Genomic DNA, 22,878 nt, shown 5'->3' on the forward strand with positions numbered 1-22,878 from the left:
CCCCGTAGGAGTGTTGTGAATAAAGGGACATGAGTAGGGCGGGGCACGTGAAACCCTGTCCGAACATGGGGGGACCACCCTCCAAGCCTAAGTACTCCTCAGCGACCGATAGCGAACAAGTACCGTGAGGGAAAGGTGAAAAGCACCCCGACAAGGGGAGTGAAACAGATCCTGAAACCGGATACCTACAAACAGTCGGAGCCCAAGGTTCGTCCTGGGTGACGGCGTACCTTTTGTATAATGGGTCAGCGAGTTGGTTTGACGAGCAAGCTTAAGCCGTAAGGTGTAGGCGCAGCGAAAGCGAGTCTGAACAGGGCGTTCAGTTCGTCGGACCAGACCCGAAACCGAGTGATCTAGCCATGGCCAGGCTGAAGGTGCGGTAACACGCACTGGAGGGCCGAACCGGTGCCTGTTGAAAAAGTCTCGGATGAGCTGTGGCTAGGGGTGAAAGGCCAACCAAACTCGGAAATAGCTGGTTCTCCGCGAAAGCTATTTAGGTAGCGCCTCGGGCGAATACCGCGGGGGGGTAGAGCACTGGATGGGCTAGGGGGTCTTACCGATCTACCAAACCTAACCAAACTCCGAATACCCGCGAGTACTACCCGGGAGACACACGGCGGGTGCTAACGTCCGTCGTGGAGAGGGAGAAAAAACCCTGATCACCAGCTAAGGCCCCTAAATCGTGGCTAAGTGGGAAAGGATGTGGGGATCCCAAAACAACCAGGATGTTGGCTTAGAAGCAGCCATCATTTAAAGAAAGCGTAACAGCTCACTGGTCTAGACAAGGGTTCCTGCGCCGAAAATGTAACGGGGCTCAAGCCACGTGCCGAAGCTGTGGGCTCGAAAGAGCGGTAGCGGAGCGTTCCCTAAGCTGATGAAGCGGTAGTCGCGAGACGCCGTGGAGGTATGGGAAGTGCGAATGCTGACATGAGTAACGATAAAGAGTGTGAGAGACACTCTCGCCGAAAGTCCAAGGGTTCCTGCGTAAAGTTAATCTGCGCAGGGTTAGCCGGCCCCTAAGGCGAGGCCGAAAGGCGTAGTCGATGGGAACCTCGTGAACAATCGAGGGCCTGGGAGTAGTGACGAATTCCGTGTGTTGTTCGATCTTATCGGATTGATCGGGCAGCGAAGGAGTTCCAGGAAACAGCCTCCCGTATAGACCGTACCCGAAACCGACACAGGTGGACTGGTAGAGCATACCAAGGCGCTTGAGAGAACTCTGCTGAAGGAACTCGGCAAATTGCCTCCGTAACTTCGGGATAAGGAGGCCCTGGGCTTGCGCAAGCAGGTTCAGGGGGCACAAGCCAGGGGGTGGCGACTGTTTACCTAAAACACAGGGCTCTGCGAAGCCGCAAGGCGACGTATAGGGTCTGACGCCTGCCCGGTGCCGGAAGGTTAAGAGGAGAGGTGCAAGCTTTGAATCGAAGCCCCGGTAAACGGCGGCCGTAACTATAACGGTCCTAAGGTAGCGAAATTCCTTGTCGGGTAAGTTCCGACCTGCACGAATGGCGTAACGACTTCCCCGCTGTCTCCAGCAGAGACTCAGTGAAATTGAATTCCCCGTGAAGATGCGGGGTTCCTGCGGTTAGACGGAAAGACCCCGTGCACCTTTACTGCAACTTTGCGCTGGCATTCGTGTCGGCATGTGTAGGATAGGTGGTAGGCATTGAAGCATGGGCGCCAGCTCGTGTGGAGCCATCCTTGAAATACCACCCTTATCGTCATGACTGTCTAACTGCGGCCCCACAGGGTCCAGGACAGCGCATGGTGGGCAGTTTGACTGGGGCGGTCGCCTCCCAAAGAGTAACGGAGGCGCGCGATGGTGGGCTCAGAGCGGTCGGAAATCGCTCGTTGAGTGCAATGGCATAAGCCTGCCTGACTGCGAGACTGACAAGTCGAGCAGAGACGAAAGTCGGCCATAGTGATCCGGTGGTCCCACGTGGACGGGCCATCGCTCAACGGATAAAAGGTACGCCGGGGATAACAGGCTGATCTTCCCAAGAGTCCATATCGACGGGAAGGTTTGGCACCTCGATGTCGACTCATCACATCCTGGGGCTGGAGCAGGTCCCAAGGGTTCGGCTGTTCGCCGATTAAAGTGGTACGTGAGTTGGGTTCAGAACGTCGTGAGACAGTTCGGTCCCTATCTGCCGTGGGTGTTCGAGACTTGAGACGATCTGTCCTTAGTACGAGAGGACCGGGATGGACGCACCACTGGTGGACCTGTTGTCGTGCCAACGGCAGTGCAGGGTAGCTATGTGCGGACGGGATAACCGCTGAAGGCATCTAAGCGGGAAACCCACGTCAAAACAAGGTCTCGCAAAACAGAGCCGTGGAAGACGACCACGTCGATAGGCCAGATGTGTAAGCGCAGTAATGCGTTGAGCTGACTGGTACTAATAGCTCGATCGGCTTGATCGCTCTCATTTGTCGATATCCATCGAATGATCCTTCCAAGCGAAGGATCGACATTCATCCCTGCACGCGGCGGTGACAAAACACTGCCGAAGACCTCTTCACCCTTGCGTTCCGCCGGCCTGGTGGTTCTAGCGGGGGGCCTGTACCCGATCCCATTCCGAACTCGGCCGTAAAACCCCCCAGCGCCAATGGTACTTCGTCTCAAGACGCGGGAGAGTAGGTCGCTGCCAGGCCTGCAGAGCGCAAGTCAATCACACACGAACCCGCAAGGCGCGGCCCCCGGTCCTCCGGACGGCGCCCGCCGCGCGAAACCTTCTCGATCCGACGGACGATCCTCTCCAACGCCCTCGCACTTCTTCCCGAAGTCCGAGGGCGTCGTTGCTTGGTCGACCCGATCCCGTGGCCCCCACGTCCCGACCGGACAAGGACCCATATAATCGGACACAAGCACGAAAAACACCTCACGCGGGGTGGAGCAGCCCGGTAGCTCGTCAGGCTCATAACCTGAAGGTCGTCAGTTCAAATCTGGCCCCCGCAACCAAACAAAACACACACCAAAGCCCGCCAGGTCAAAAAACCGGCGGGCTTCGTCGTTTAAGGCACGACAGGTAGACCATGTCGTGTCGAAGCGCGTAGCGCGAATGGTCCGGCGGCGACTTCGCACTCAGGCGCGGTCCGGCATGCAGACACCGCGCCGGAGGCGCGCTCGCCGGTGCGACGTGCGCCTTGGCCCGGCGTGCTCGAATCGGTCGGATCAGCGTCTGCGCCGAGGCCTTCACGACCCTCTGTTCCCCAGGCTCCGCCCGCGCTCTGGACTCGATCGTGAGAATGCGGTCGGATGCGCCGGGGAGGAGATGCATGACCGTCGCACACCAGCCTTGGCTCGTGGCGTTGTCGCTGCTCATGGCATTCCAGGGCAGTTACGTCGGCCTGCATCTCGCGCGGCAGATCGGCGAGGCGACGGGGTTGCGCCATCGCCGCCTGATCGCCTCCTCGGCGCTCTCGCTCGCTCTGGCGATCTGGACAATGCATTTCATCGGGATGCTGGCGGTCGATCTGCCGGTGGCGGCCGACTTTCTCGTGCTGCCGACGCTGCTGTCCTTCCTGATCTGCGTTCTCGTCGTGGGCGTCGCCGTCTTCATCGTCAGCCCGGAATGGGTGTCCGGGCGCCGCCTCGTGGCGGCGGCGCTGTTCATGGGCGGCGGCATCGTCGTGATGCACCATCTGGGCATGCTGGCGCTGCAGAAGGGGTTTCATCTCGGCCATGATCCGTTTGCGACCGGCGTGAGTGCCCTCATCGGCGTCGCTGCCTCCGGCATGGCGCTCTGGCTCGGCTTCGGCGATCGGGCGCCGCGTTCCTTACCGGGCTCGGCCGCGCTCCTGGCGCTCGGCATCTCGGCAATGCATTACACCGCGATGAGCGGCACCAGCCTGCATCCGCATGCGGTCGAAGCGGTCGGCACCCAGCCGGCTCTATCGCCGGGGCTTCTGGCCGTGGTGGTGTCGGTGGTGGCCTTTTTCGTCTCGGGGCTGTTCCTGCTGACCCTGGTCCCGATCCGCCCCGCCCCCGAGGTCGCCGTTCTGTCGCGGGCTGCGCCGGGCGGCCTCGAAGCGGCCCCTCCGAGGCGGGAGACCCGCGCCCGGCGGGCGCGATCGCCGAGGGTGCCGTCCCCGCGACCTCGGCCACGCCCGGTCCATCGGCTGCTGCGGCCTATCCGAAGGTTCTGCCGGTCGAGCGCGAAGGTCTCAAGCGCAGTCTCGACGTCCTGCGTATCGTGGCCGTGCAGGCGCAAGCGCATTACACGCAGCTGTTCGACGGTGAAGAGACCTGGTTTTGCCCTCTGACGATTTCGGAGGTCGAGGCTCGGCTCGATCCGGCCGAGTTCAGCCGCATCCACCGCAGTCACATCGTCCGCCTGGACAAGATCGCCACGTTGAAGCGGTCGGGGGACGCCGGCGAAGTCCTGTTGTCGACGCGGGTGCCCTACAAGGTTCCGGTCGCGCGTTCGCGCAATCGTTGGCTCAAGGCGCAATTGCAGGGGCGTTTGATCGTCACGTCCTGAAAGGGGTTGCGACCGGGGCGCCGGTCCGCGCGGATCCGAGCTGCCTGTGGCTCGGCCGATGTCCCGACGGCGAATGCCGAAGCGAGCGCCGATGCGACGATGCCCTGCCCTCGATGCGTGCGCGGCTCGATCCGTTCGGCCGCGCCCGCGCCACGGGCGCGGGGAAGAGGGCGTCGAACAGGGCAGATACCCTATGGCCCCGGTTGGCTTTTCTGCCCCTCGCGCTCCGCACGAGTTGCGGGCATCTTGGACCAAATGCGGCAGGGCTTCTGACGCAATTCGTGCAGGAAATGCACCGCCGGTGCGCCGGAACCGTCGATCGTGCATCCGCAGTTGCCCTTAGGTGGGCCACTCATACCCTCTGCGAACCGATTTAAAGAGCCCGGATCGATGCGGTCCGAGCCGATCGTGGAGGAGACGCCCGTGATTCCCGGACCCTTCGTCTACCACCGTCCCGGCAGCGTCGCGGAGGCCGTCGGGCTGCTCGCGTCGCTCGGTGAGGAGGCCCGACCGCTCGCCGGCGGGCACAGCCTGATCCCGATGATGAAGCTGCGCATGGCAATGCCCGAGCATCTGGTCGATCTCGGCGGCATCGCGGCGCTCAAGGGCATCGCCCGTGATGGCGATGATGTCGTCATCGGCGCGACCACGACGCAAGCCGAACTGCTCAAATCCGACCTGCTCGCGGCGGTGCTGCCGATCATGCGCGAGACCTCGGCCGTGATCGCCGATCCGCAGATCCGCACGCGTGGCACGATCGGCGGCAATGTCGCCAACGGCGATCCCGGCAACGACATGCCGGGCCTGATGCTCTGCCTCGATGCGCGCTACGTCGTCGCCGGGCCGAACGGAAGCCGCGAGATCGCGGCGCGCGACTTCTACCAGGCCGCCTACTTCACCGCGCTCGAACCCGGCGAGATCGTCACGGCCGTGCGCATCCCGGTTCCGCCGACCGGCCACGGCTTCGCTTACGAGAAGCTCAAGCGCAAGGTCGGCGACTATGCGACCGCCGCAGCCGCCGTGGTGCTGACGATGGCGGGTGGCCGCGTGACCTCCGCCTCGATCGGCCTCACCAATGTCGCGCCGACGCCACTGTTTGCCGAGGCGGCGAGCCGGCTCGTGGTCGGCACCGGTCTCGACGCGGCGACGATCCGTGCCGCCGCGGAGGCGGCCAAGGCGATCGCCGACCCCGCCACCGACGGCCGCGGCACGGCCGAATATCGCCGCGAGATGGCCGGCGTCATGGTCGCTCGCGCGCTCGCCAAGGCCGCCGGCCGCGCCAAGGGAGCCTGAACCCATGTCCCAGATCGACAATGTCGCCGTGACCGTGACGGTCAACGGCAAGAAGCACCAGCGCTTCGTCGAGCCGCGCACGCTGCTCGTCCATTTCCTGCGCGAAGACCTCGCGCTGACCGGCACGCACATCGGCTGCGAGACCAGCCATTGCGGCGCCTGCACGGTCGAGATCGACGGCGTCTCCGTGAAGTCCTGCACCATGTTTGCCGTCCAGGCGAACGGTGCGTCGGTCACGACGGTCGAGGGGTTGGCTCAGCCGGACGGCACGCTGCATGCGCTGCAGGAGGGCTTTCGGCAGTGCCACGGGCTGCAGTGCGGCTTCTGCACGCCGGGCATGCTGATGCGCGCCAAGGTGCTGCTCGCCGAGAACCCGGACCCGACCGAGGCGGAGATCCGCGCCGGCATCTCCGGCAATCTCTGCCGCTGCACCGGCTACCAGAACATCGTCAAAGCCATCCAGTACGCCGCCGCCAAGCTGAACGGCCGTACCTATCAGGAGGCCGCCGAATGAACGACATGACCCCCACCCGCGAACAGCGGGAAGCGCGGCTCGAGGGCATGGGCTGCAAGAGGAAGCGCGTCGAGGACATCCGCTTCACGCAGGGCAAGGGCCAGTATGTCGACGACATCAAGCTGCCCGGCATGCTGCATGGCGACTTCGTGCGCAGCCAGTACGCCCATGCCCGGATCAAGCGCATCGACGCGACCAAGGCGAAGGCGCTGCCGGGTGTCGTCGCGGTGATCACCGCCGAGGATCTGAAGCCGCTCGGCCTGCACTGGATGCCGACGCTCGCCGGCGACGTCCAGGCCGTGCTCGCCGACGGTCTCGTCTCGTTCCAGAACCAGGAGATCGCCTTCGTCGTCGCGGAGAACCGCTACATCACCGACGACGCGATCCAGCTGATCGAGGTCGAGTACGAGGAGCAGCCGGTCATCGTCGATCCGTTCCGCTCGATGGCGCCGGACGCGCCGGTGCTGCGCCCGGATCTCGCCGGCAAGACCGTCGGCGCGCACGGGCCGCGCAAGCATCACAACCATATCTTCGAATGGACCATCGGCGACAAGCCCGCGACCGACGAGGCCTTCCGTCAGGCCGAGGTCACGATCAAGGAGATGATCTCCTACCATCGCACCCATCCCTCGCCGCTCGAGACCTGTCAGGCGCTGGCGAGCTTCGACAAGATCAAGGGCGAGCTGACGGTCTACGGCACGTTCCAGGCGCCGCATGTGATCCGCACGGTCGCCTCGCTCCTGTCGAAGATCCCCGAGCACAAGATCCATGTGATCGCGCCCGACATCGGCGGCGGCTTCGGCAACAAGGTCGGCGCCTACGCCGGCTACATCTGCGCGATCGTCGCCTCGATCGTGACCGGGCTGCCGGTCAAGTGGGTCGAGGACCGGATGGAGAACCTCTCCACCACGTCCTTCGCCCGCGACTATCACATGACCGCCGAGATCGCGGCCACGAAGGAGGGCAAGGTCACCGGCCTGCGCGTCCACGTGCTCGCCGATCACGGCGCGTTCGATGCCTGCGCCGACCCGTCCAAGTGGCCGGCCGGCTTCATGAACATCGTCACCGGCTCTTACGACTTCCCCGTCGCGCATCTCGCGGTCGACGGCGTCTACACCAACAAGGCACCGGGCGGCGTTGCCTATCGCTGCTCGTTCCGCGTCACCGAGGCGGCCTATTGCATCGAGCGGGCGATGGACATCCTGGCGCAGAAGCTCGGCATGGACCCGGCCGATCTCCGGATGAAGAACTTCATCCGCCGCGAGCAGTTTCCCTACCAGTCCGCGCTCGGCTGGGAATACGACTCCGGCGACTATCACCTCGCCATGCAGAAGGCGATGGACACGATCGGCTACCGCGAACTCCGCGCCGAGCAGAAGGCCAGGCAGGAGGCCTTCAAGCGCGGCGAGACGCGCGAGATCATGGGGATCGGCGTGACCTTCTTCACCGAGATCGTCGGTGCGGGGCCCTCGAAGAACTGCGACATCCTCGGCGTCGCGATGTTCGACAGCGCCGAGATCCGCATCCATCCGACCGGCTCGATCATCGCGCGGATGGGCTCGAAGTCTCAGGGCCAGGGCCACGAGACGACCTGGGCGCAGATCATCGCGACCGAACTCGGCATTCCCGCCGACGACATCATGATCGAGGAGGGCAACACCGACACGGCGCCCTACGGCCTCGGCACCTACGGGTCGCGGTCGACGCCGGTCGCCGGTGCGGCCATCGCGATGGCCGCGCGCAAGATCAAGAACAAGGCGCAGATGATCGCCGCGCATCTGCTCGAGGTCTCGGAATACGACCTCGAATGGGACATCGACGGCTTCCGCGTGAAGGGCAATCCCGAGCGCGCGAAGACCATGAAGGAGATCGCCTGGGCCGCCTACAACAGCCCGCCGCCCGGCCTCGAGCCGGGTCTGGAGGCGGTCAACTACTACGATCCGCCGAACATGACCTACCCGTTCGGTGCCTATTTCTGCGTGATGGACGTCGATGTCGACACCGGCGTCGCCAAGATCCGGCGCTTCTACGCGCTCGACGATTGCGGCACCCGCATCAATCCGATGATCATCGAGGGGCAGGTCCACGGCGGGCTCACCGAAGCCTTCGCGATCGCGATGGGGCAGGAGATCAAATACGACGAGACCGGCAACGTGCTCGGCGCGTCGTTCATGGACTTCTTCCTGCCGACCGCAGTCGAGACCCCGAGGTGGGAGACCGACTTCACGGTGACGCCGAGCCCGCATCACCCGATCGGCGCCAAGGGCGTCGGCGAGAGCCCGAATGTCGGCGGCGTGCCGTGCTTCTCGAACGCGGTCAACGACGCCTTCGGCTTTCTCGGCTCGACGCATATCCAGATGCCGCATGATGCCTGGCGCATCTGGGAAGCGGCGAAGCGGCTCGGCCTGCACGCGGTCTGAACCCGAACCCCCGCGGCGGCCGGCACTGGCCGGTCGCCGCCCCATCCTCGGCCCGAGACCCGCTCGGCCCTTCCCGGGACGCCGCCCGACCATGCTCGATAGCCAGCCCCCCGATCGCCAAACCATTGCGGATCGCCTCGCCGGCGTCGGCTATGTCGCCGACGGCGCGCTCGCGACCGCGCTGCAGCTCATGGATCTGCTGCAGCGACCGTTGCTCATCGAAGGCGAGGCGGGCGTCGGCAAGACCGAGGTCGCCAAGGCGCTCGCCGCCGTTCACGACACGCGGCTGATCCGGCTGCAATGCCACGAGGGTCTGGACCGGGCGGACGCGCTCTACGAATGGAACTATCAGCGCCAGCTCCTGGCCATCAAAACGCGCGAGGGCCTCGACGCCGACGAGACCGAGGCGCATGTCTTCTCCGAGCGCTACCTGCTCGAGCGACCGCTGCTCGCGGCGATCCGCCAGCCGGTCGCGCCGGTGCTGCTGATCGACGAGGTCGATCGTGCCGACGAGGAGTTCGAGGCGTTCATGCTCGAAGTCCTGTCGGATTTCCAGGTCTCGATCCCCGAACTCGGCACCATCACGGCGACCGCGATCCCGCGCGTGGTGCTGACCTCCAACGGCACGCGCGAGCTTTCCGACGCGCTGCGGCGGCGCTGCCTCTATCACGCGCTCGACTTCCCCGATGTCGAGCGCGAGGCGCGCATCCTGCTCGCCCGGCTGCCCGGCATCGATACGACGCTGGCGCTGCAGATCGCGCGGCTGATCGAGCGCATCCGCAAGGAGGAACTCACCAAGACGCCCGGCGTCGCCGAGACGCTCGACTGGGCGGCGGCGCTCGTCGGGCTCGGTGTGACGCGGCTCGACGAGGCGCGCGAAACCGTGTTCGAGACGCTCGCCTGCGTGCTCAAGACCCGCGAGGATCGCGCCCGTATCGGCCGCGAGGTCGTCGACCGCCTGATCGGAAAGGTGGCGTGACATGGCTGCGACTCCGGCTGCGCAACGACTCGAAACATGGGACGACATCGGCCGCGCGATCCGCCGCCGCGTCGCCGGCTTCGTCGCGACCCTGCGCGACAACGGCTTTCGCGTCGGCCTTGCCGAGGCGCGCGACGCGGCGCGTCTGCTCGCGCACCCGACGGTCACACGACCGTCGGACGCAAAGCCGGCGTTGCGGGCGCTGTTCTGTGGCCGGCGATCGGATTGGGATGCGTTCGATGCGCTGTTCGACGCGTTCTGGGCCGGCAGGGGCGTGAAGACCCGTGTCGCGGTGTCGGGTTCGAGCGCGATGGTAAGCCAGCGAACCATCAAGTCCATGCAGGACGCGCGGGCCGGGGCAGGGATGGCTGGTCCGGCGATGGACGTCGAACGGGGCGCCGAGGGCCCGGAGACGGAAGCCGACCCGTCCGGTCGACGCGAGGGCGCGAGCCTGTTCGAGGCGCTCGCACGCACCGACTTTCGCCACATCGCCGATCCGGAGGCGCTCGCCGAGGCGCATGCGCTCGCGGCGCGGCTCGCGCGGCGGATGCGCGCCCGGCTGACGCGCCGGGACAAGGCCGCGCGCCATGGGGCCCGGCTCGATCTGCGCCGCACGATCCGGGCGAGCGTCGCGACCGGCGGCACGCCGATCGCGCTCGTGCGCCGGCGCCCGCGTTCGCGCCCGCTGCGGCTCGTGGTGCTGGTCGACGCCTCCGGCTCGATGAGCCTCTACACGGGCGTGTTGCTGCGCTTCGTCCACGGCGTGCTCGACCATTTCCGCGAGGCGGAAGCGTTCCTGTTCCACACGCGGCTCGTCCATGTCTCGGATGCGTTAAAGGAGAAGGACGCAGGCCGCGCGCTCGATCGCCTCGGGTTGATGGCCGAAGGCGTCGGCGGCGGCACGCGGATCGGCGACAGCCTCGCGACCTTCAACCGACACCACGCCGCGCGCGTCATTCACTCGCGCACCTGCGTGATGATCCTGTCCGACGGCTACGACACCGGCGAGCCTGAACGGCTCGGCGCCGAGATGGCGGCGCTCGGTCGCCGCTGCCGGCGCATCGTCTGGCTCAATCCGCTGCTCGGATGGGAGGGCTACGAGCCCTCGGCCCGCGGGATGTCGGCCGCGCTGCCGCACATCGACCTGTTCGCGCCCGCCCACACGATCGAGAGCCTGATGGCGCTCGAACCCTATCTCGCGCGCATCTGAGGAGGAGCCCATGCAACCTCGGACCGACGTCATCGACCTCGCCGCGACGCTGAAGGCGCGCAACGAGGCCTTCTGCCTCGCGACCGTGGTGCGCACGGTCTCGGTCACGGCCGCCAAGGCCGGCGCCAAGGCGGTGATCCGGCCCGACGGCACGATCTCCGAGGGCTGGATCGGCGGCGGCTGCGCCCGGGCGGCGGTGGTCAAGGCCGCGCGCGAGGCGCTCGGCGACGGCCAGCCGCGGCTGGTCTCGGTCATGCCGAAGGACATTCTCGCCGAACTCGGTCTAAAGCCCGGCGAGGAGCGCGACGGTATCCGCTTCGCCCGCAACATGTGCCCGAGCCGTGGCACGCTGGATGTCTTTGTCGAACCGATGCTGCCCAGGCCCGAGCTGGTCGTGCTCGGTGCGAGCCCGGTCGCGGTCGCGCTTTCGGATCTCGCAGCGCGCTTCGGCTATCGGGTCGCGGTTTCCGCGCCCGCCGACGATCTCGCGCTCCATGGCGAGGCCGACGAGCGCATCGAGGGCCATGCCCTGCCCGCCGTCGCGACCGGTCATCGGTTCGTGGTCGTCTCCACCCAGGGGCGCGGCGACGAGGCGGCGCTGAAGGCGGCGCTTCAGGGCGAGGCCGATCATGTCGCCTTCGTCGGCAGCCGCCGGAAGATGGCGGCGCTGCGCGAGAGCCTCGCCGAGGCGGGCGTCGCCCTCGACCGGCTCGACCGGGTCAAGGCGCCGGCCGGGCTCGACCTCGGCGCGATCACGCCCGAGGAAATTGCGCTCTCCATCCTCGCCGAAATCCTGTCGCTGCGCCGTGCCGGCCAGCGCGTGCCCCACGAGATATGAGGACCAACCCCATGCAGATGAACGACAGCCAGCGCATCGCCGCCCCGCGCGCCTCGATCCGTGGCCATGCGAACCTGGAGATGACAGTTGCGAACGGGATGATCGCCAGCGGCCGGCTCAAGGTCGACCCCGTGAAGGCGATGTTCGGCGGCAAGTCGGCCGCGGCTCTGGTTCTCGCGCTCCTGCTGCCGATCGGCGCGGCGCATCTCTGCTGTCTCGGCAGTGCCCATGCCGACACCGGGCTCGCCCATGCGGCGATCTGCACCGGCTCGCCGGTCCGCTGAGCGGATCCGGCCGGCGCGTGCATGTTGCGCGGCCCGATCGGAACCGGTCGCGCCGATCGGCGGGGATCGCCCTCAATCGGCCTTCGCGGCGATCCGGCGTCTCGCGAGTGTGAGGCCGAGGCCGACCATGACGTAGGCCGCGGCGGCGCCATAAAGCCCGAGCAGCGGGATCAATGCGCTGTTCAATGCCGCCGAGGCGATCACGGCACCGATCGCCGTCGTGGCGATCGCCTGGTCGCGGTGCTGCGAGATCAGCACGAAGCCGAGGCCCTCGGACGTCATCCGCGCGAGCGTGCCGAGCATGATCAGTGCGAAGACCGGCAGCGAGGCTGCCAGGATCGGGCGCCCCATCAACGGCAGCAGCGCGGGCATGACCAGACCGGCCGCGAGTGCGAGGCCGATCCCCCAGCGGGCGGTCTCCAGCGCGATCCGTCGCCGCTCCTTGCCGATGAGGGCCGTGTCGCCGGTGCGTGCCGCGCTCACGAGCGCTGGCATCTGCGGCAGCATGATGCCGTTGACCGCCAGCGTGTGCACGACGTTGGTGTAGGACCAGAAGAACGTGTAGATGCCGACCGCCTCCATGCCGAGGAAATAGGAGACGAGAAAGCGGTCGAGGTAGAGGTTGCCGACCACGCCGATGTCGGCGATCCAGAACGGCACGCCACCGACGAAGGCGCGGCGCAGATAATCGCGATCGAAGCCGGCGAACCGCCACCATCCACGGGTCACGGCGAGGATCGCGATCGCGATCCAGCTGAGCGACAGACCGCCGACCCAGCATAGCAGGACGGTATCGAGGCTGCGGGCGCCGGGATCGATGAGGCCCCAGAGGATGGCGATCAGGGGCCACAGGCCCGAGCGGATGAAAAACAGGATGTTCGCCGCGACCGCCTGACCGCGTCCGATCTGCAGCGAGAACGCATCGAGCGAGAGATGTTCCAGCAGAAGGATGGCGGCGATCAGCATGGCTGTCGTCGCCCCGATCGGGGGGCCGAACCACATTGCGCCCGCCCAGAGCAGGGCCTGAACGGCGAGTTCGATCGCGAAGGTCGTGGCGAGCCTGGTTGTGGCGATCGGGATCGCAGCGGATCGGTCGAGACCGACCACCAGGCGTGAGGTCCAGTCGTGGATGCCGAAGCTCAGGATGACCGGCAGACCGGTCACCAGGCCCACGATGAGACCGTAGGCGCCGACATCGGCGAGGCCGAGGTAACGCGCCATGTAGATCGTCAGAGCGAACTTGGCGCCGGCATTGCCGAGCCGCAGCAGGACCATCGCCGCCTGGGCCGCTGTCCGACGGTGTCTCTTTGCGAGCTTCAGCAGGTTCGACGTCATCGCGGTCGGTGGCTCCGATCGGTCGCGCGCGGCGGTTCGGACGCAGGGCTCGGCGCGGCGCTCACGCGAAGCGCTTCAGAAAGGCGTGGGTAAGGCGCGCCGTCTCGTCCCAGTCGAACCGGCGGGCGCGCTCGAGCCCGGCGGCGCGCAGATGCGCGCGGAGCTCGCTATCGGAGAGCAGGCGCACCAGTGCATCGCCGAGCGCCGACGTGTCGTGCGGATCGACGAGCAGCGCTGCGTCGCCGACCACTTCGGGCAGGCTGGTCACGTCCGAGACGATCGCCGGTGTGCCGCAGGCCATGGCCTCGAGCGGCGGAAGGCCGAACCCTTCGGCGAACGACGGGAAGGCAAAGACGCCGGCTCCGGCCATCAACAGCGGCAGTTCGGCGTCCTCGATCCGGCCGACAAGACGCGACCGGGGTGGCAGTGGCGGGATTTCGGAGCCGTCGAATGCACGGCCGTAGGCGGCCGCATCGCCGGCGATCACCAGCTCGATCCGATCGTCGATCCGCGGAGCGATCGCGGCCCAGGCCTCGATCAGCCCGCGGAGATTCTTGCGCGCCGAGCCGGAGCCGACCGACAGCACATAGCCGGGGGTGAGTGTATGCGCCGTGCAGAAGCGATCGAGTGCCTCGGGCTCGGCGGGACGGAAGCGATCGTGATCGACGCCGAGCGGCGTCGCGAGGATGCGGTCGGGTGCAAGATCGAAACGCTCGATGATGGCACGACGCGAATACTCGGACACGGTCAGGACAGCATCGACACGCTTCAACATGCGGGGGATGAACCAGCGATAGAACCGGGTCCAGCCCGGCGCCGCGTCGGCATCGGGTCCTTCGAGCATGGCGAGGTCGTGCAACGTCACGACGAGGGGGGCACGGGCGATGAGCGGCGCCGTGTTCGATGGGCTCCAGATCAGCCGGTCACGCGCGCGCAAGGGCAGCACGGTCTGCTCCCACAGGATGCCGCGCGCCTGTCCGGCCGGGCGCGCAGGGCCGATGACGGCCATGTCGGGAATGCGCCGGGCGATCTCACCGGTGTAGCGCTGGATCCCGGTTGTCGCCTGGGACAGGCATCTTCCGTTGCAGACGATCATGATGATCTCCCGGGAACCGGCGGCGGCGTCAGGTGCAGGACTGCAGGACCCCACGGGTCGCGATCGCGGTCTTCTCCCAGTTGAAGTCCGCGGCACGTGCGAGCCCGGCCTGGCGCAGTCCGGCGGCGCGCGCCGGATCGGAAAAGAAGCCGATCAGTGCGTCGGCGATGTCGTCGAGGTCGCTCGGATCGACGAGCAGGGCGGCATCGCCGGCCACTTCCGGCAGGCTGGTGCCCCGGCTGGTCAGCACGGGCGTGCCGGAGGCCATGGCTTCCAGTACCGGAAGGCCGAAACCCTCATAGAGCGACGGATAGGTCAGCAGCGCCGCACCGGCATAGAGCAACGGCAGATCGGCATCGCCGACCCGGCCGAGGATCCTTGTGCGCGGCGGCAACTGATCGAGCGTGGTTCCGCTCAAGACCCGCGCCGGACCCGCACCGCCGGCGATGACCAGTTCGACGTCCTCGTCGATCTGTGCCTGAGCTCGAGACCAGGCCCGGAGGAGACCGGTGACGTTCTTGCGCGCGGAGAGTGCGCCGACGAACAGCAGATAGCGACGCGGCAAGCCGAGCCGCGCGCGCATCTCCTCGATCGCGGCAGGGTCTTGCAGATGAAAGCGCTCGTGGTCGACTGCGAGGTGGGTGACGTGAATGCGGGCTTCGTCAAGGCCGAAGCGCTCGATCAGACGGGCGCGGGTGAACTGCGAGACGGTGATGATCGCCTCGACACGGGAGAGCAGGGTCGGGAGGACGAGATGGTAGAGCGCGCGAAACGAGGCCGAAAAGCCGGCCGGCACATCGAACGGAGCGATGTCGTGGACGGTCACGACCTGCCGCCGCACCGCGATCGGGCCGGTGTTGCAGGGGCTCCAGAGCAGTCGGCGGCCGATCCGCATCGGCAGGACCGCCTGTTCCCACAGGTGGCCCATGACACCGGCCGCCGAATGGCCCGGCCGGATTGTTTCGATCCCGGGCATCCGCGCGAGGATCTCATGTGTATACCGCTGGATGCCGGTCATCGGCGTGTCGAGGACGCGGGCATTGCAGACTATGGTCATCCTCGTCCTCTCGGGGAGCGATGCCCCGGTCGCGCGATCGGCTTCCCGGCGGCTCTTGCGGGTTTCCGCCGGTTTTGACGTTCGAGAGATTACGGACCCGAGATCAATAAGATCTGAATCGAGTTGGCTGCCTCCATGTCGGCCTCGGCCCGAGAAACCGGTCGTGGCTTCATGGCTGCGACGTGGCTGAAGGTGTGGTGCCATGGCTTGGCTTCGGCGGTGATCGGATCGGCGATGGTCCTGTCAATCTTGCCGAGGGCGCCCCGATGTCATGGCGCGGCCATCAACTAATATATTCCGTTACGGTATGTGATAACGACCGACGATCTTCCGAGATTTACGATCGAACAAGTATTCCAGGATTATCGTCCGAGGAACGATCGATCCGGAGGAATCATGTCTGCCGCCGTCCAAACCAACCGAGGTGTGTTTCGTTCGATCGGCGCCAAGATCTTCGCCGGGGTGGCCGCACTCGCGGTGCTGGCCGGCGTCGTCGGCGCCGTCGGCTATCGCGGCCTCGATACGCTCGGCGATCTCGTCGACCAGACGGCTTCGGCCTCGGCGGTAATGTCGGGCTTCAATGACGCGAGCGGGGCCGTGGCGGCCTTCGTGCTCGCGCCGGAGGACAAGTTCATCGCGCGCGGCCTCGCGGCGCTCGACGCGGCGACGGCCGCGTCCGACCGGATCGTCGAGGCGGACACCCGCGACAGGATCAAGCGCCAGATCGACGATTTCCGCAGCACCTTCGCCGATCTCCGGAAAGCGTCATCGGTGATCGCGGCGGCGGCGACCGAGATGACGACCACCGGAGACGAACTGGTCAAGACGGCGAATGCCACCGAGACCGAGAGCTTCCAGAAGGTCGAGACCGTTGATCGCGAGGTCGCCGCGATCCAGCTCGATCTCGGTCAGATCCGCTCGGTGAGCCTGGCGGCGAGCAAGCTGCAGGCGGCGATCTACGAGGCGCGGACCGCGCTCATCGCCTATGCGCGCCAGCCCGACCCGATCCTGGTCTCGAAGGCGCAGGCGACCGTGATCATCGCCAAGCCGGATCTCGAGATGCTGGTCAAGATGGCCGGCTGGCCGGCGACGCAGAAGCACGTGCAGCGCATTTCCGAGCGCTACGAGGCACTCGAAAAGAAGCTTCAAATTACCGACGCCTTCGACGAGACGGTCGCGACCGACGCGATCGACGACGCCAATGTGCTGACCCGCACGGTGACGACGCTGCTCACCACGCTGAACCTGCTCGCGACCACCAACGACGAGATCCTGCGCGAGCGTGCCGACGAGCGCTCGAAGGTGCGCGTCACGGCCGGTTCGGTGCGCAGCTTCGGCGACAGCGCGAAGATCGCGGTCGCCGGCGCGGACAAGTTCCGGCTCGATCCGTCGGAGGCCAATGCCGAGGCGGTGCGCGCGGCGATCAAGCGCGCCGACGGCTTCGGCAAGATGCTGGAGCGGATCGGCCTGGCCCAGCTGCGCGAAGGGCTCGGCAAGCTCGGCGCTGCCTTCGACCGGATGGTGGCGGCGAAGCGCGACCTCGACGGCTCGATCGGCCGGGCGCTCGAGCGTTCGACCGCAGCCAGCCAGGCCATCGCGGCAATCGTGCGCGACCAGCAGGCAACGGCGCGCGACGAGCGCGGTACCAACGCCATGATCGTGATCGGCACGGGGCTCGCCGCGCTCGGCTTCGTCGTGGTGATCGCGCTGTTCATGGCGCGCAAGGTCGCGGCGCCGATCCGCGGCATCACGGCGGCGATGCAGCGGCTCGCGCGTGGCGAGACCGCGCTCGATCTCGATGCCCGCGACCGCACCGACGAGATCGGCGACATGATCGCCGCGGTCTCCGTGTTCCGCGACAATGCGATCGAACGCCAGCGCCTCGCGCGGGACCAGGCCGAGAAGGACGAGCAGGAGCGGCGCCGGCAGGCGAAGATCGAAGAGCTGATCCGCAGCTTCCGGGCCGAGATGTCGACCGTGCTCGAGGTCGTGTCGCAGAGCGCCGATCGCATGCAGTCGACCGCCGACCAGCTCAATGCCGGCGCCTCGGGCGCCTCGGATCAGGCGCGCAGCGCCTCGTCCTCGTCGCGCGATGCGACCGCCTCGGTGCAGACCGTCGCGACGGCGGCCGAGGAACTCTCCGCTTCGATCGGCGAGATCGGCCAGCAGGCGCGCGGTGCCCTTGACCTCGTGGAGGCGACCTCCGGCAACGCCTCGTCGACCGCCGCGCGCTCGGCCGTTCTGGTCGAGGCCGCGACCAAGATCGGCGATGTCGTGTCGCTGATCCGCTCGATCGCCGGCCAGACCAATCTGCTCGCGCTCAATGCCACGATCGAGGCGGCGCGCGCCGGCGAGGCGGGCAAGGGTTTCGCGGTGGTGGCGAACGAGGTCAAGGCGCTCGCCAACCAGACCTCGCGGGCGACCGACGACATCGTCGCGCAGATCGACCAGATCCAGGCGGCGACGCGCACCGTGGTCGACGCGATCGAAGGCATCACTCAGGGCATCGGCGACGTGAAGACCTATACGACCTCGATCGCCGCAGCGGTCGAGGAGCAGGGGGCGGCGACGGCCGACATCGCGCGCAGCGTGGTGCGGGCGGCCGACGGCACCGGCCATGCGACCGAGTCGGTCGATCAGCTGGCGCGGTCGGTCGAGGAGACCACCCACTCGGCAACCAGCGTGCTGCAGGTCTCGCGCGAGCTCAACAGCCAGGCCCAGCGCGTCCGCGCGATCCTCGACGACTTCCTGCAGGGTGTCGCGGCCGCCTGAGGCCGCAACGCTCGGCCGACGTTCAGCCGCCAGCTGGCGGTACCCGCGGCATCAGCCGCCAGCCGGCGGCAGGGGCCGCGGCTTGCGGTCGAGGTCGATCGCCACGAAGGTGAATACCGCCTCGGTGACCTTCGCGGTCTCGGTTTCCTCGCGGGCGCGGCGCCAGGCCTCGATGCGGATGCGCATCGAGGTGCGGCCCTCGCCGACGATCGCGCCATAGAAACTGACTTCGTCACCGACCAGAACCGGCCTGTGGAAGCTCATGCCCTCGACCGCGACGGTGGCGGCGCGGCCGCGCGCGCGGCGCGTCGCGACATTGCCGGCGGCGAGGTCCATGTTGGCCATGAGCCAGCCGCCGAAGATGTCGCCGGCCGGGTTGGTGTCGGCGGGCATGGCGATGGTGCGGATCACCGGCGCGCCGAACTGGGCTTCCGGATCGACGATCGGATCGGTGGTCGGGTGGGCGGACATCGGGCCTCGTCGGTCGGGGACGGCGGAGGGCGGGGACGGTCAGCCGAACCTAGACCGTTCAGGCCTCTAGGGAAAGTTACGGACTTCCGACCCTGGCCGGTCCGATCGTCGCGCTTGGGGACTTCACGCCCGAAGCCCTCACGCGAAAAGACCGGGCCGCATATGCTGCGCCCCGGTCTCGTTTTCAGAACCCCGTCGATGTCGTGGGATCGTGTCAGGCCGCGTAGCGGTCGAGCGCCAGATCGCCGGCTTCGATCTCTGGATGGCGGGCGCCGATCAGGTCGGCGAGAACGCTCGCCGAGCCGCAGGCCATGGTCCAGCCGAGCGTGCCGTGGCCGGTGTTGAGCCACAGGTTGCCGAACTTCGTACCGCCGATGATCGGGGTGCCGTCCGGCGTCATCGGCCGGAGGCCGGACCAGAAGGTCGCGGCCTTCAGGTCGCCGCCACCCGTGAACAGATCGTCGACCGAATGTTCGAGTGTGGCGCGGCGCGCCTCCGGCAGGTCGGTCGAGAAGCCGGAGACCTCGGCCATGCCGCCGACGCGGATGCGATCGCCGAGGCGGGTGATCGCGATCTTGTAGGTCTCGTCCATGATGGTCGATTCCGGCGCGCGCGCCTCGTCGAGGATCGGGGCGGTGATCGAGTAGCCCTTGACCGGATAGACCGGCAGCGACAGGCCGAGGTCGCGCAGCATGCGCGGCGTGTAGCTGCCCATGGCCGCGACATAGGCATCGGCCTGGAACGTGCCGGCATCGGTCACCACGCCGGTGATGCGGTCGCCGGAGCGGGTCAGGTTGCGGATCGAGACGCCATAGCGGAAGTGCACGCCGAGGCTCTCGGCGATCGAGGCGAGCGCGTTGGTGAACTTGAAGCAGTCGCCGGTCTCGTCGTTCGGCAGGCGCAGGCCGCCGACGAACTTCTCACGGACATGGGCGAGCGCCGGCTCGACGCCGATGCAGCCGTCGACGTCGAGCGTCTCGAACGGCACGCCGTCCTGCTTCAGGATCGCGATGTCCTTGTCGGCTGCGGCGAGCTGCTTCTCATAGCGGAACAGCTGCAGCGTGCCCTGGGTGCGCTCGTCATACTTGATGCCGGTGCGCTGGCGCAGCGCGATCAGGCAATCGCGGCTGTATTCGGCGAGGCGGACCATGCGGCCCTTGTTGACCGCGTAGCGCGAGGAGGTGCAGTTCGCCAGCATCGAGATCAGCCAGCGGTACATGTCCGGATCGAGCGTCGGGCGCAGGATCAGCGGCGCGTGCTTCATGAACAGCCACTTGACCGCCTTCTGCGGGATGCCGGGCGCGGCCCAGGGCGAAGCGTAGCCGGGTGAGATCTCGCCGGCGTTGGCGAAGCTCGTCTCGAGCGCCGGCCCCGCCTGACGGTCGAGCACCGTCACCTCATGGCCGGCATAGGCCAGATAATAGGCCGTGGTCACGCCCACGACACCGCCGCCGAGCACCAGAACCTTCATCGTAAGCCCCTCGCAGTTAGGTCAAGTTCGAACAGGACGCGGTCGATCGAACCGCGGAAAGCAGGAGCCGTGCCGGCACGCCATCGCGATGCCGAACGGGGATCGGTTAGCCGAGACCCGTGCGGGTCTCAGGCGGTCTCGTAGCGCCGCGCGAAGCGGTGCCCGAGGCCGGTCAGGATCTCGTAGGGAATGGTGCCGGCGTCGCGCGCCACATCCGCGAGCGACTGGTGCGGACCGACGAGCTCGACCATGTCGCCCGGCTTCAGGGCGCCATCGGGAAGTGCGGTCACGTCGATGATCGTGCTGTCCATTGAGACGCGGCCGACGATGGGCAGGCGCACGCCGTCGAAGACCATGGCGCCGCGGTTGCTCAGCGCACGCGGCCAGCCGTCGGCATAGCCGACCGCGACGGTCGCGAGGCGGCGGACGCCTTCGGTCGTGTGGGTCAGGCCGTAGCCGACGCCGACGCCGGCCGGCACGTCGCGGAGCTGGACGACCGGCGCGCGCAGGGTCACGACCGGCTTCAGCGGCGAGCCCTTGTCGGAGACCGGATGAACGCCGTAGAGCGCCAGACCCGGGCGGATCAGGTCGAAGCCGAAGCCGTTCAGGAATGCCGCGCCCGAATTGCCGAGCGCGCGCGGTGCCGGCGGCAGGCGCTCGGTCAGCGCGCAGAACTCGGCGAACTGCGCGGCGTTGGCCGGCGAATTCGGCTCGTCGGCGCAGGCGAGATGGCTCATCACCAGCACGACGTCGATGGCGGCGAGAATGCCCGGATCGGCGGTCAGGATGTCGACCTCGGCGCGGGCGAGGCCGAGACGGGTCATGCCGCTATCGACCTGCACCGCGGCCGCCAGGCGCTGGCCGCGCAGCGTGCATTCGGCCGACCAGCGCAGCACCTGATCCAGCCCGTTCAGCACCGGCACGATGCCGGCATCGGCGGCGACGGCCTCGGCGCCCGGCGCGAGGCCGTTCAGCACGTAGAGCGACGCCTCGCGCGGCAGGATGCGGCGCAGGTCGAGCGCTTCGACGAGATGGGCGACGAAGAAGTCGCGGGCGCCGGCCTTGTAGAGCGTGGTCGCCACTTCGCGGGCGCCGAGGCCATAGGCGTCGGCCTTGACCACGCCGGCGACGCGCGCCTGCGGCTGGAGCCGCTGGAGCGTGGCGTAATTGGCGGCCAGGGCGCCGAGATCGACCACGAGTTCGCCCGCGCCCAGCAACACGCTGTCGATATCCGCTGTCACCCGGCTCAGCATGGTCCGCCCTCCTGGTCCGTCGCTCGCGAAGGCCGCCCGCTGCACCTCTCGCGGGCTTGCCTAAATTCAGGACATGAAAGACAGTGTCTCAGACATTCGTTCGAATGTGGCATCTCGATGCGCATGCTTACTGCGATTTCGTGTTTATGGCGCAATAATATTGCGTAATTTCAGGAGAAAGTTGTCGTGCAGCTCGACGAGTTCGACCGCCGCATCATCCGTCTGCTGCGCAAGGACGGGCGCATGACCAATGTCCAGTTGGCGCGCGAGATCGGGCTCTCGCCCTCGGCGTGCCTGCGCCGCGTGCAGGCGCTGGAGGCGAACGGCGTCATCCGCGGCTATACGGCGATCATCGGCGGCGACGAGGCGGACGGCATGATCGTGATCGTGCAGATCACGCTCGACCGGCAGGCCGAGGAGACGCTGAACCAGTTCGAGGAGGCGATCCGCAAGCACCCGGAGATCCGCGAGTGCTACCTGATGACCGGCGTCGCCGACTACCTGATCCGCGCCGAGGTCGCGAGCGCGGCCGACTACGAGCGCATGCACAAGGAGGTACTGTCGCGCCTGCCCGGCGTCGCGCGCATCCAGTCGAGCTTCGCGATCCGCAGCGTGTTGCAGGTGCCGGGGCGGTGAGCCGAGGGTGAGCGGGGCTCGACAGCGGCGACGCCGCGTGAAACCGTCCGCGCCGCAGTCAGCCGAGCCAGAGGAAGAACCATGATCGACGACGAACGCGCGCTCCGGCAGGCGATCATCGACAAGTGCCTGTGGATGAACGCGAGCGGGCTCAACCAGGGCACCTCGGGGAACATCTCGGCGCGTTTCGGCGATCGCATGCTGATCACGCCGAGCGCGACGCCCTACGATGATCTGCGCCCCGAGATGATCGCGTCGATGCCGATCGTCGGCGCCGAGGCCGAGGGCTATGGACACTGGCAGGGGCCGCTCAAGCCTTCGACGGAGTGGCGGTTCCATCTCGACATCTTCGCCGCCCGGCCGGATGTCGGCGCGATCGTGCACACGCATTCGACCTATGCCACGGTGCTCGCGATCGCGCGGAAGCCGATCCCGGCCTGCCACTACATGATCGCCGCCTTCGGCGGCACCGATATCCGCGTCGGCGACTACGCGACCTACGGCACGGCGGCGCTTTCGGCACATGCGTTGACGGCGCTCGAGGGCCGCAATGGCTGCCTGCTCGCCAACCACGGCATGATCGCGGCCGGCCCTGGCCTCGACAAGGCGATGTGGCTCGCGGTCGAGCTGGAGACGCTCGCCAAGCAATACTATCTCGCGCTGCAGATCGGCGGCCCGGTGATCCTGTCGGACGCCGAGATCGCCGATGCGGCCAAGGGCTTTGCGAGCTACGGGCTGCAGGACAAGCGGCCGCTCACGGCCGAGTGA

At 67.2% G+C, this 22,878-nt stretch carries 18 protein-coding genes, 1 tRNA gene and 2 rRNA genes (1 of these 21 running past the window's edge); 15 read left to right on the forward strand and 6 right to left on the reverse strand.

The window, feature by feature from the left end; all coding sequences use genetic code 11:
- The 12 genes from ABS361_21375 to ABS361_21430 all read left to right on the forward strand — a co-directional run.
- Window positions 1–2,421 (forward strand): 23S ribosomal RNA (locus ABS361_21375) (it extends 306 nt beyond the left edge of the window).
- 115 nt (window positions 2,422–2,536) lie between these two features.
- Window positions 2,537–2,651 (forward strand): 5S ribosomal RNA (gene rrf / locus ABS361_21380).
- A gap of 231 nt (window positions 2,652–2,882) precedes the next feature.
- A tRNA-Met gene (locus tag ABS361_21385) sits at window positions 2,883–2,959 on the forward strand.
- Between the two features lie 317 nt (window positions 2,960–3,276).
- Entirely contained in the window at window positions 3,277–4,263 is a 987-nt protein-coding gene (locus ABS361_21390; protein XBY44527.1) for an MHYT domain-containing protein, read from the forward strand.
- A complete protein-coding gene (locus ABS361_21395) occupies window positions 4,194–4,481 on the forward strand; it encodes a LytTR family DNA-binding domain-containing protein (protein XBY44528.1) in 288 nt (95 codons plus the stop codon). Before ABS361_21390 ends, ABS361_21395 begins: the two co-directional genes overlap by 70 nt.
- 423 nt (window positions 4,482–4,904) lie before the next feature.
- Window positions 4,905–5,774, forward strand: coding sequence for a xanthine dehydrogenase family protein subunit M (locus ABS361_21400; protein XBY44529.1), 870 nt, complete (start codon window positions 4,905–4,907; stop codon window positions 5,772–5,774).
- A gap of 4 nt (window positions 5,775–5,778) precedes the next feature.
- Window positions 5,779–6,288, forward strand: coding sequence for a (2Fe-2S)-binding protein (locus tag ABS361_21405; protein XBY44530.1), 510 nt, complete (start codon window positions 5,779–5,781; stop codon window positions 6,286–6,288).
- Window positions 6,285–8,708: an aerobic carbon-monoxide dehydrogenase large subunit gene (locus ABS361_21410; protein ID XBY44531.1), complete on the forward strand. Its 2,424-nt coding sequence runs from the start codon at window positions 6,285–6,287 to the stop codon at window positions 8,706–8,708. Before ABS361_21405 ends, ABS361_21410 begins: the two co-directional genes overlap by 4 nt.
- 91 nt (window positions 8,709–8,799) lie before the next feature.
- A complete protein-coding gene (locus ABS361_21415; protein ID XBY44532.1) occupies window positions 8,800–9,687 on the forward strand; it encodes a MoxR family ATPase in 888 nt (295 codons plus the stop codon).
- Between the two features lies 1 nt (window position 9,688).
- Complete coding sequence (locus ABS361_21420) at window positions 9,689–10,897, forward strand: VWA domain-containing protein (protein ID XBY44533.1); 1,209 nt, start codon at window positions 9,689–9,691, stop codon at window positions 10,895–10,897.
- A gap of 10 nt (window positions 10,898–10,907) precedes the next feature.
- Window positions 10,908–11,735 (forward strand): XdhC/CoxI family protein, encoded by an 828-nt coding sequence (locus ABS361_21425; protein ID XBY44534.1) that lies wholly within the window; start codon window positions 10,908–10,910, stop codon window positions 11,733–11,735.
- A gap of 11 nt (window positions 11,736–11,746) precedes the next feature.
- Window positions 11,747–12,019 carry a hypothetical protein gene (locus ABS361_21430; protein ID XBY44535.1) on the forward strand — a complete coding sequence of 91 codons (273 nt, stop codon included), beginning with the start codon at window positions 11,747–11,749 and terminating at the stop codon, window positions 12,017–12,019.
- A gap of 72 nt (window positions 12,020–12,091) precedes the next feature.
- Here ABS361_21430 and ABS361_21435 read toward each other — a convergent pair whose 3' ends face one another.
- From ABS361_21435 to ABS361_21445, 3 genes are all read right to left on the reverse strand, one after another.
- On the reverse strand, window positions 12,092–13,354 hold the full coding sequence (locus tag ABS361_21435) for an oligosaccharide flippase family protein (GenBank protein XBY44536.1): 1,263 nt from the start codon (window positions 13,352–13,354) through the stop codon (window positions 12,092–12,094).
- A 61-nt stretch (window positions 13,355–13,415) separates the two neighbouring features.
- Window positions 13,416–14,450 (reverse strand): glycosyltransferase family 1 protein, encoded by a 1,035-nt coding sequence (locus ABS361_21440; protein ID XBY44537.1) that lies wholly within the window; start codon window positions 14,448–14,450, stop codon window positions 13,416–13,418.
- Window positions 14,451–14,478: 28 nt separating this feature from the next.
- Window positions 14,479–15,711 carry a glycosyltransferase family 1 protein gene (locus tag ABS361_21445; GenBank protein ID XBY44538.1) on the reverse strand — a complete coding sequence of 411 codons (1,233 nt, stop codon included), beginning with the start codon at window positions 15,709–15,711 and terminating at the stop codon, window positions 14,479–14,481.
- 192 nt (window positions 15,712–15,903) lie between these two features.
- Here ABS361_21445 and ABS361_21450 point away from each other — a divergent pair, with 192 nt between their 5' ends.
- Window positions 15,904–18,279, forward strand: coding sequence for a methyl-accepting chemotaxis protein (locus tag ABS361_21450; protein XBY44539.1), 2,376 nt, complete (start codon window positions 15,904–15,906; stop codon window positions 18,277–18,279).
- 51 nt (window positions 18,280–18,330) lie between these two features.
- Here the strand turns inward: ABS361_21450 and ABS361_21455 are convergent, their stop codons facing one another.
- From ABS361_21455 to alr, 3 genes are all read right to left on the reverse strand, one after another.
- Complete coding sequence (locus ABS361_21455) at window positions 18,331–18,750, reverse strand: acyl-CoA thioesterase (protein ID XBY44540.1); 420 nt, start codon at window positions 18,748–18,750, stop codon at window positions 18,331–18,333.
- A gap of 214 nt (window positions 18,751–18,964) precedes the next feature.
- A complete protein-coding gene (locus ABS361_21460) occupies window positions 18,965–20,221 on the reverse strand; it encodes a D-amino acid dehydrogenase (protein XBY44541.1) in 1,257 nt (418 codons plus the stop codon).
- Window positions 20,222–20,349: 128 nt separating this feature from the next.
- Window positions 20,350–21,474 carry an alanine racemase gene (gene alr / locus ABS361_21465; protein ID XBY44542.1) on the reverse strand — a complete coding sequence of 375 codons (1,125 nt, stop codon included), beginning with the start codon at window positions 21,472–21,474 and terminating at the stop codon, window positions 20,350–20,352.
- Window positions 21,475–21,660: 186 nt separating this feature from the next.
- On the opposite strand from alr, the gene ABS361_21470 reads away from it, so the two are divergent.
- Both ABS361_21470 and ABS361_21475 read left to right on the forward strand, forming a co-directional pair.
- Window positions 21,661–22,110, forward strand: a complete 450-nt coding sequence (locus ABS361_21470) for an Lrp/AsnC family transcriptional regulator (protein XBY44543.1) — start codon at window positions 21,661–21,663, stop codon at window positions 22,108–22,110.
- 81 nt (window positions 22,111–22,191) lie between these two features.
- On the forward strand, window positions 22,192–22,878 hold the full coding sequence (locus ABS361_21475) for a class II aldolase/adducin family protein (protein ID XBY44544.1): 687 nt from the start codon (window positions 22,192–22,194) through the stop codon (window positions 22,876–22,878).

It is taken from the genome of Ancalomicrobiaceae bacterium S20, assembly GCA_040269895.1.
Taxonomy (GTDB): Bacteria; Pseudomonadota; Alphaproteobacteria; order Rhizobiales; family Ancalomicrobiaceae; genus Methyloraptor; species Methyloraptor flagellatus.

Coding starts and splice junctions, on each gene's coding strand:
- ABS361_21390 (XBY44527.1), top strand. CDS start 3,277: ATGACCGTCGCACACCAGCCTTGGCTCGTGGCGTTGTCGCTGCTCATG.
- ABS361_21405 (XBY44530.1), top strand. CDS start 5,779: ATGTCCCAGATCGACAATGTCGCCGTGACCGTGACGGTCAACGGCAAG.
- ABS361_21410 (XBY44531.1), top strand. CDS start 6,285: ATGAACGACATGACCCCCACCCGCGAACAGCGGGAAGCGCGGCTCGAG.
- ABS361_21415 (XBY44532.1), top strand. CDS start 8,800: ATGCTCGATAGCCAGCCCCCCGATCGCCAAACCATTGCGGATCGCCTC.
- ABS361_21420 (XBY44533.1), top strand. CDS start 9,689: ATGGCTGCGACTCCGGCTGCGCAACGACTCGAAACATGGGACGACATC.
- ABS361_21425 (XBY44534.1), top strand. CDS start 10,908: ATGCAACCTCGGACCGACGTCATCGACCTCGCCGCGACGCTGAAGGCG.
- ABS361_21430 (XBY44535.1), top strand. CDS start 11,747: ATGCAGATGAACGACAGCCAGCGCATCGCCGCCCCGCGCGCCTCGATC.
- ABS361_21435 (XBY44536.1), bottom strand. CDS start 13,354: ATGACGTCGAACCTGCTGAAGCTCGCAAAGAGACACCGTCGGACAGCG.
- ABS361_21440 (XBY44537.1), bottom strand. CDS start 14,450: ATGATCGTCTGCAACGGAAGATGCCTGTCCCAGGCGACAACCGGGATC.
- ABS361_21445 (XBY44538.1), bottom strand. CDS start 15,711: ATGGCACCACACCTTCAGCCACGTCGCAGCCATGAAGCCACGACCGGT.
- ABS361_21450 (XBY44539.1), top strand. CDS start 15,904: ATGTCTGCCGCCGTCCAAACCAACCGAGGTGTGTTTCGTTCGATCGGC.
- ABS361_21455 (XBY44540.1), bottom strand. CDS start 18,750: ATGTCCGCCCACCCGACCACCGATCCGATCGTCGATCCGGAAGCCCAG.
- ABS361_21460 (XBY44541.1), bottom strand. CDS start 20,221: ATGAAGGTTCTGGTGCTCGGCGGCGGTGTCGTGGGCGTGACCACGGCC.
- alr (XBY44542.1), bottom strand. CDS start 21,474: ATGCTGAGCCGGGTGACAGCGGATATCGACAGCGTGTTGCTGGGCGCG.
- ABS361_21475 (XBY44544.1), top strand. CDS start 22,192: ATGATCGACGACGAACGCGCGCTCCGGCAGGCGATCATCGACAAGTGC.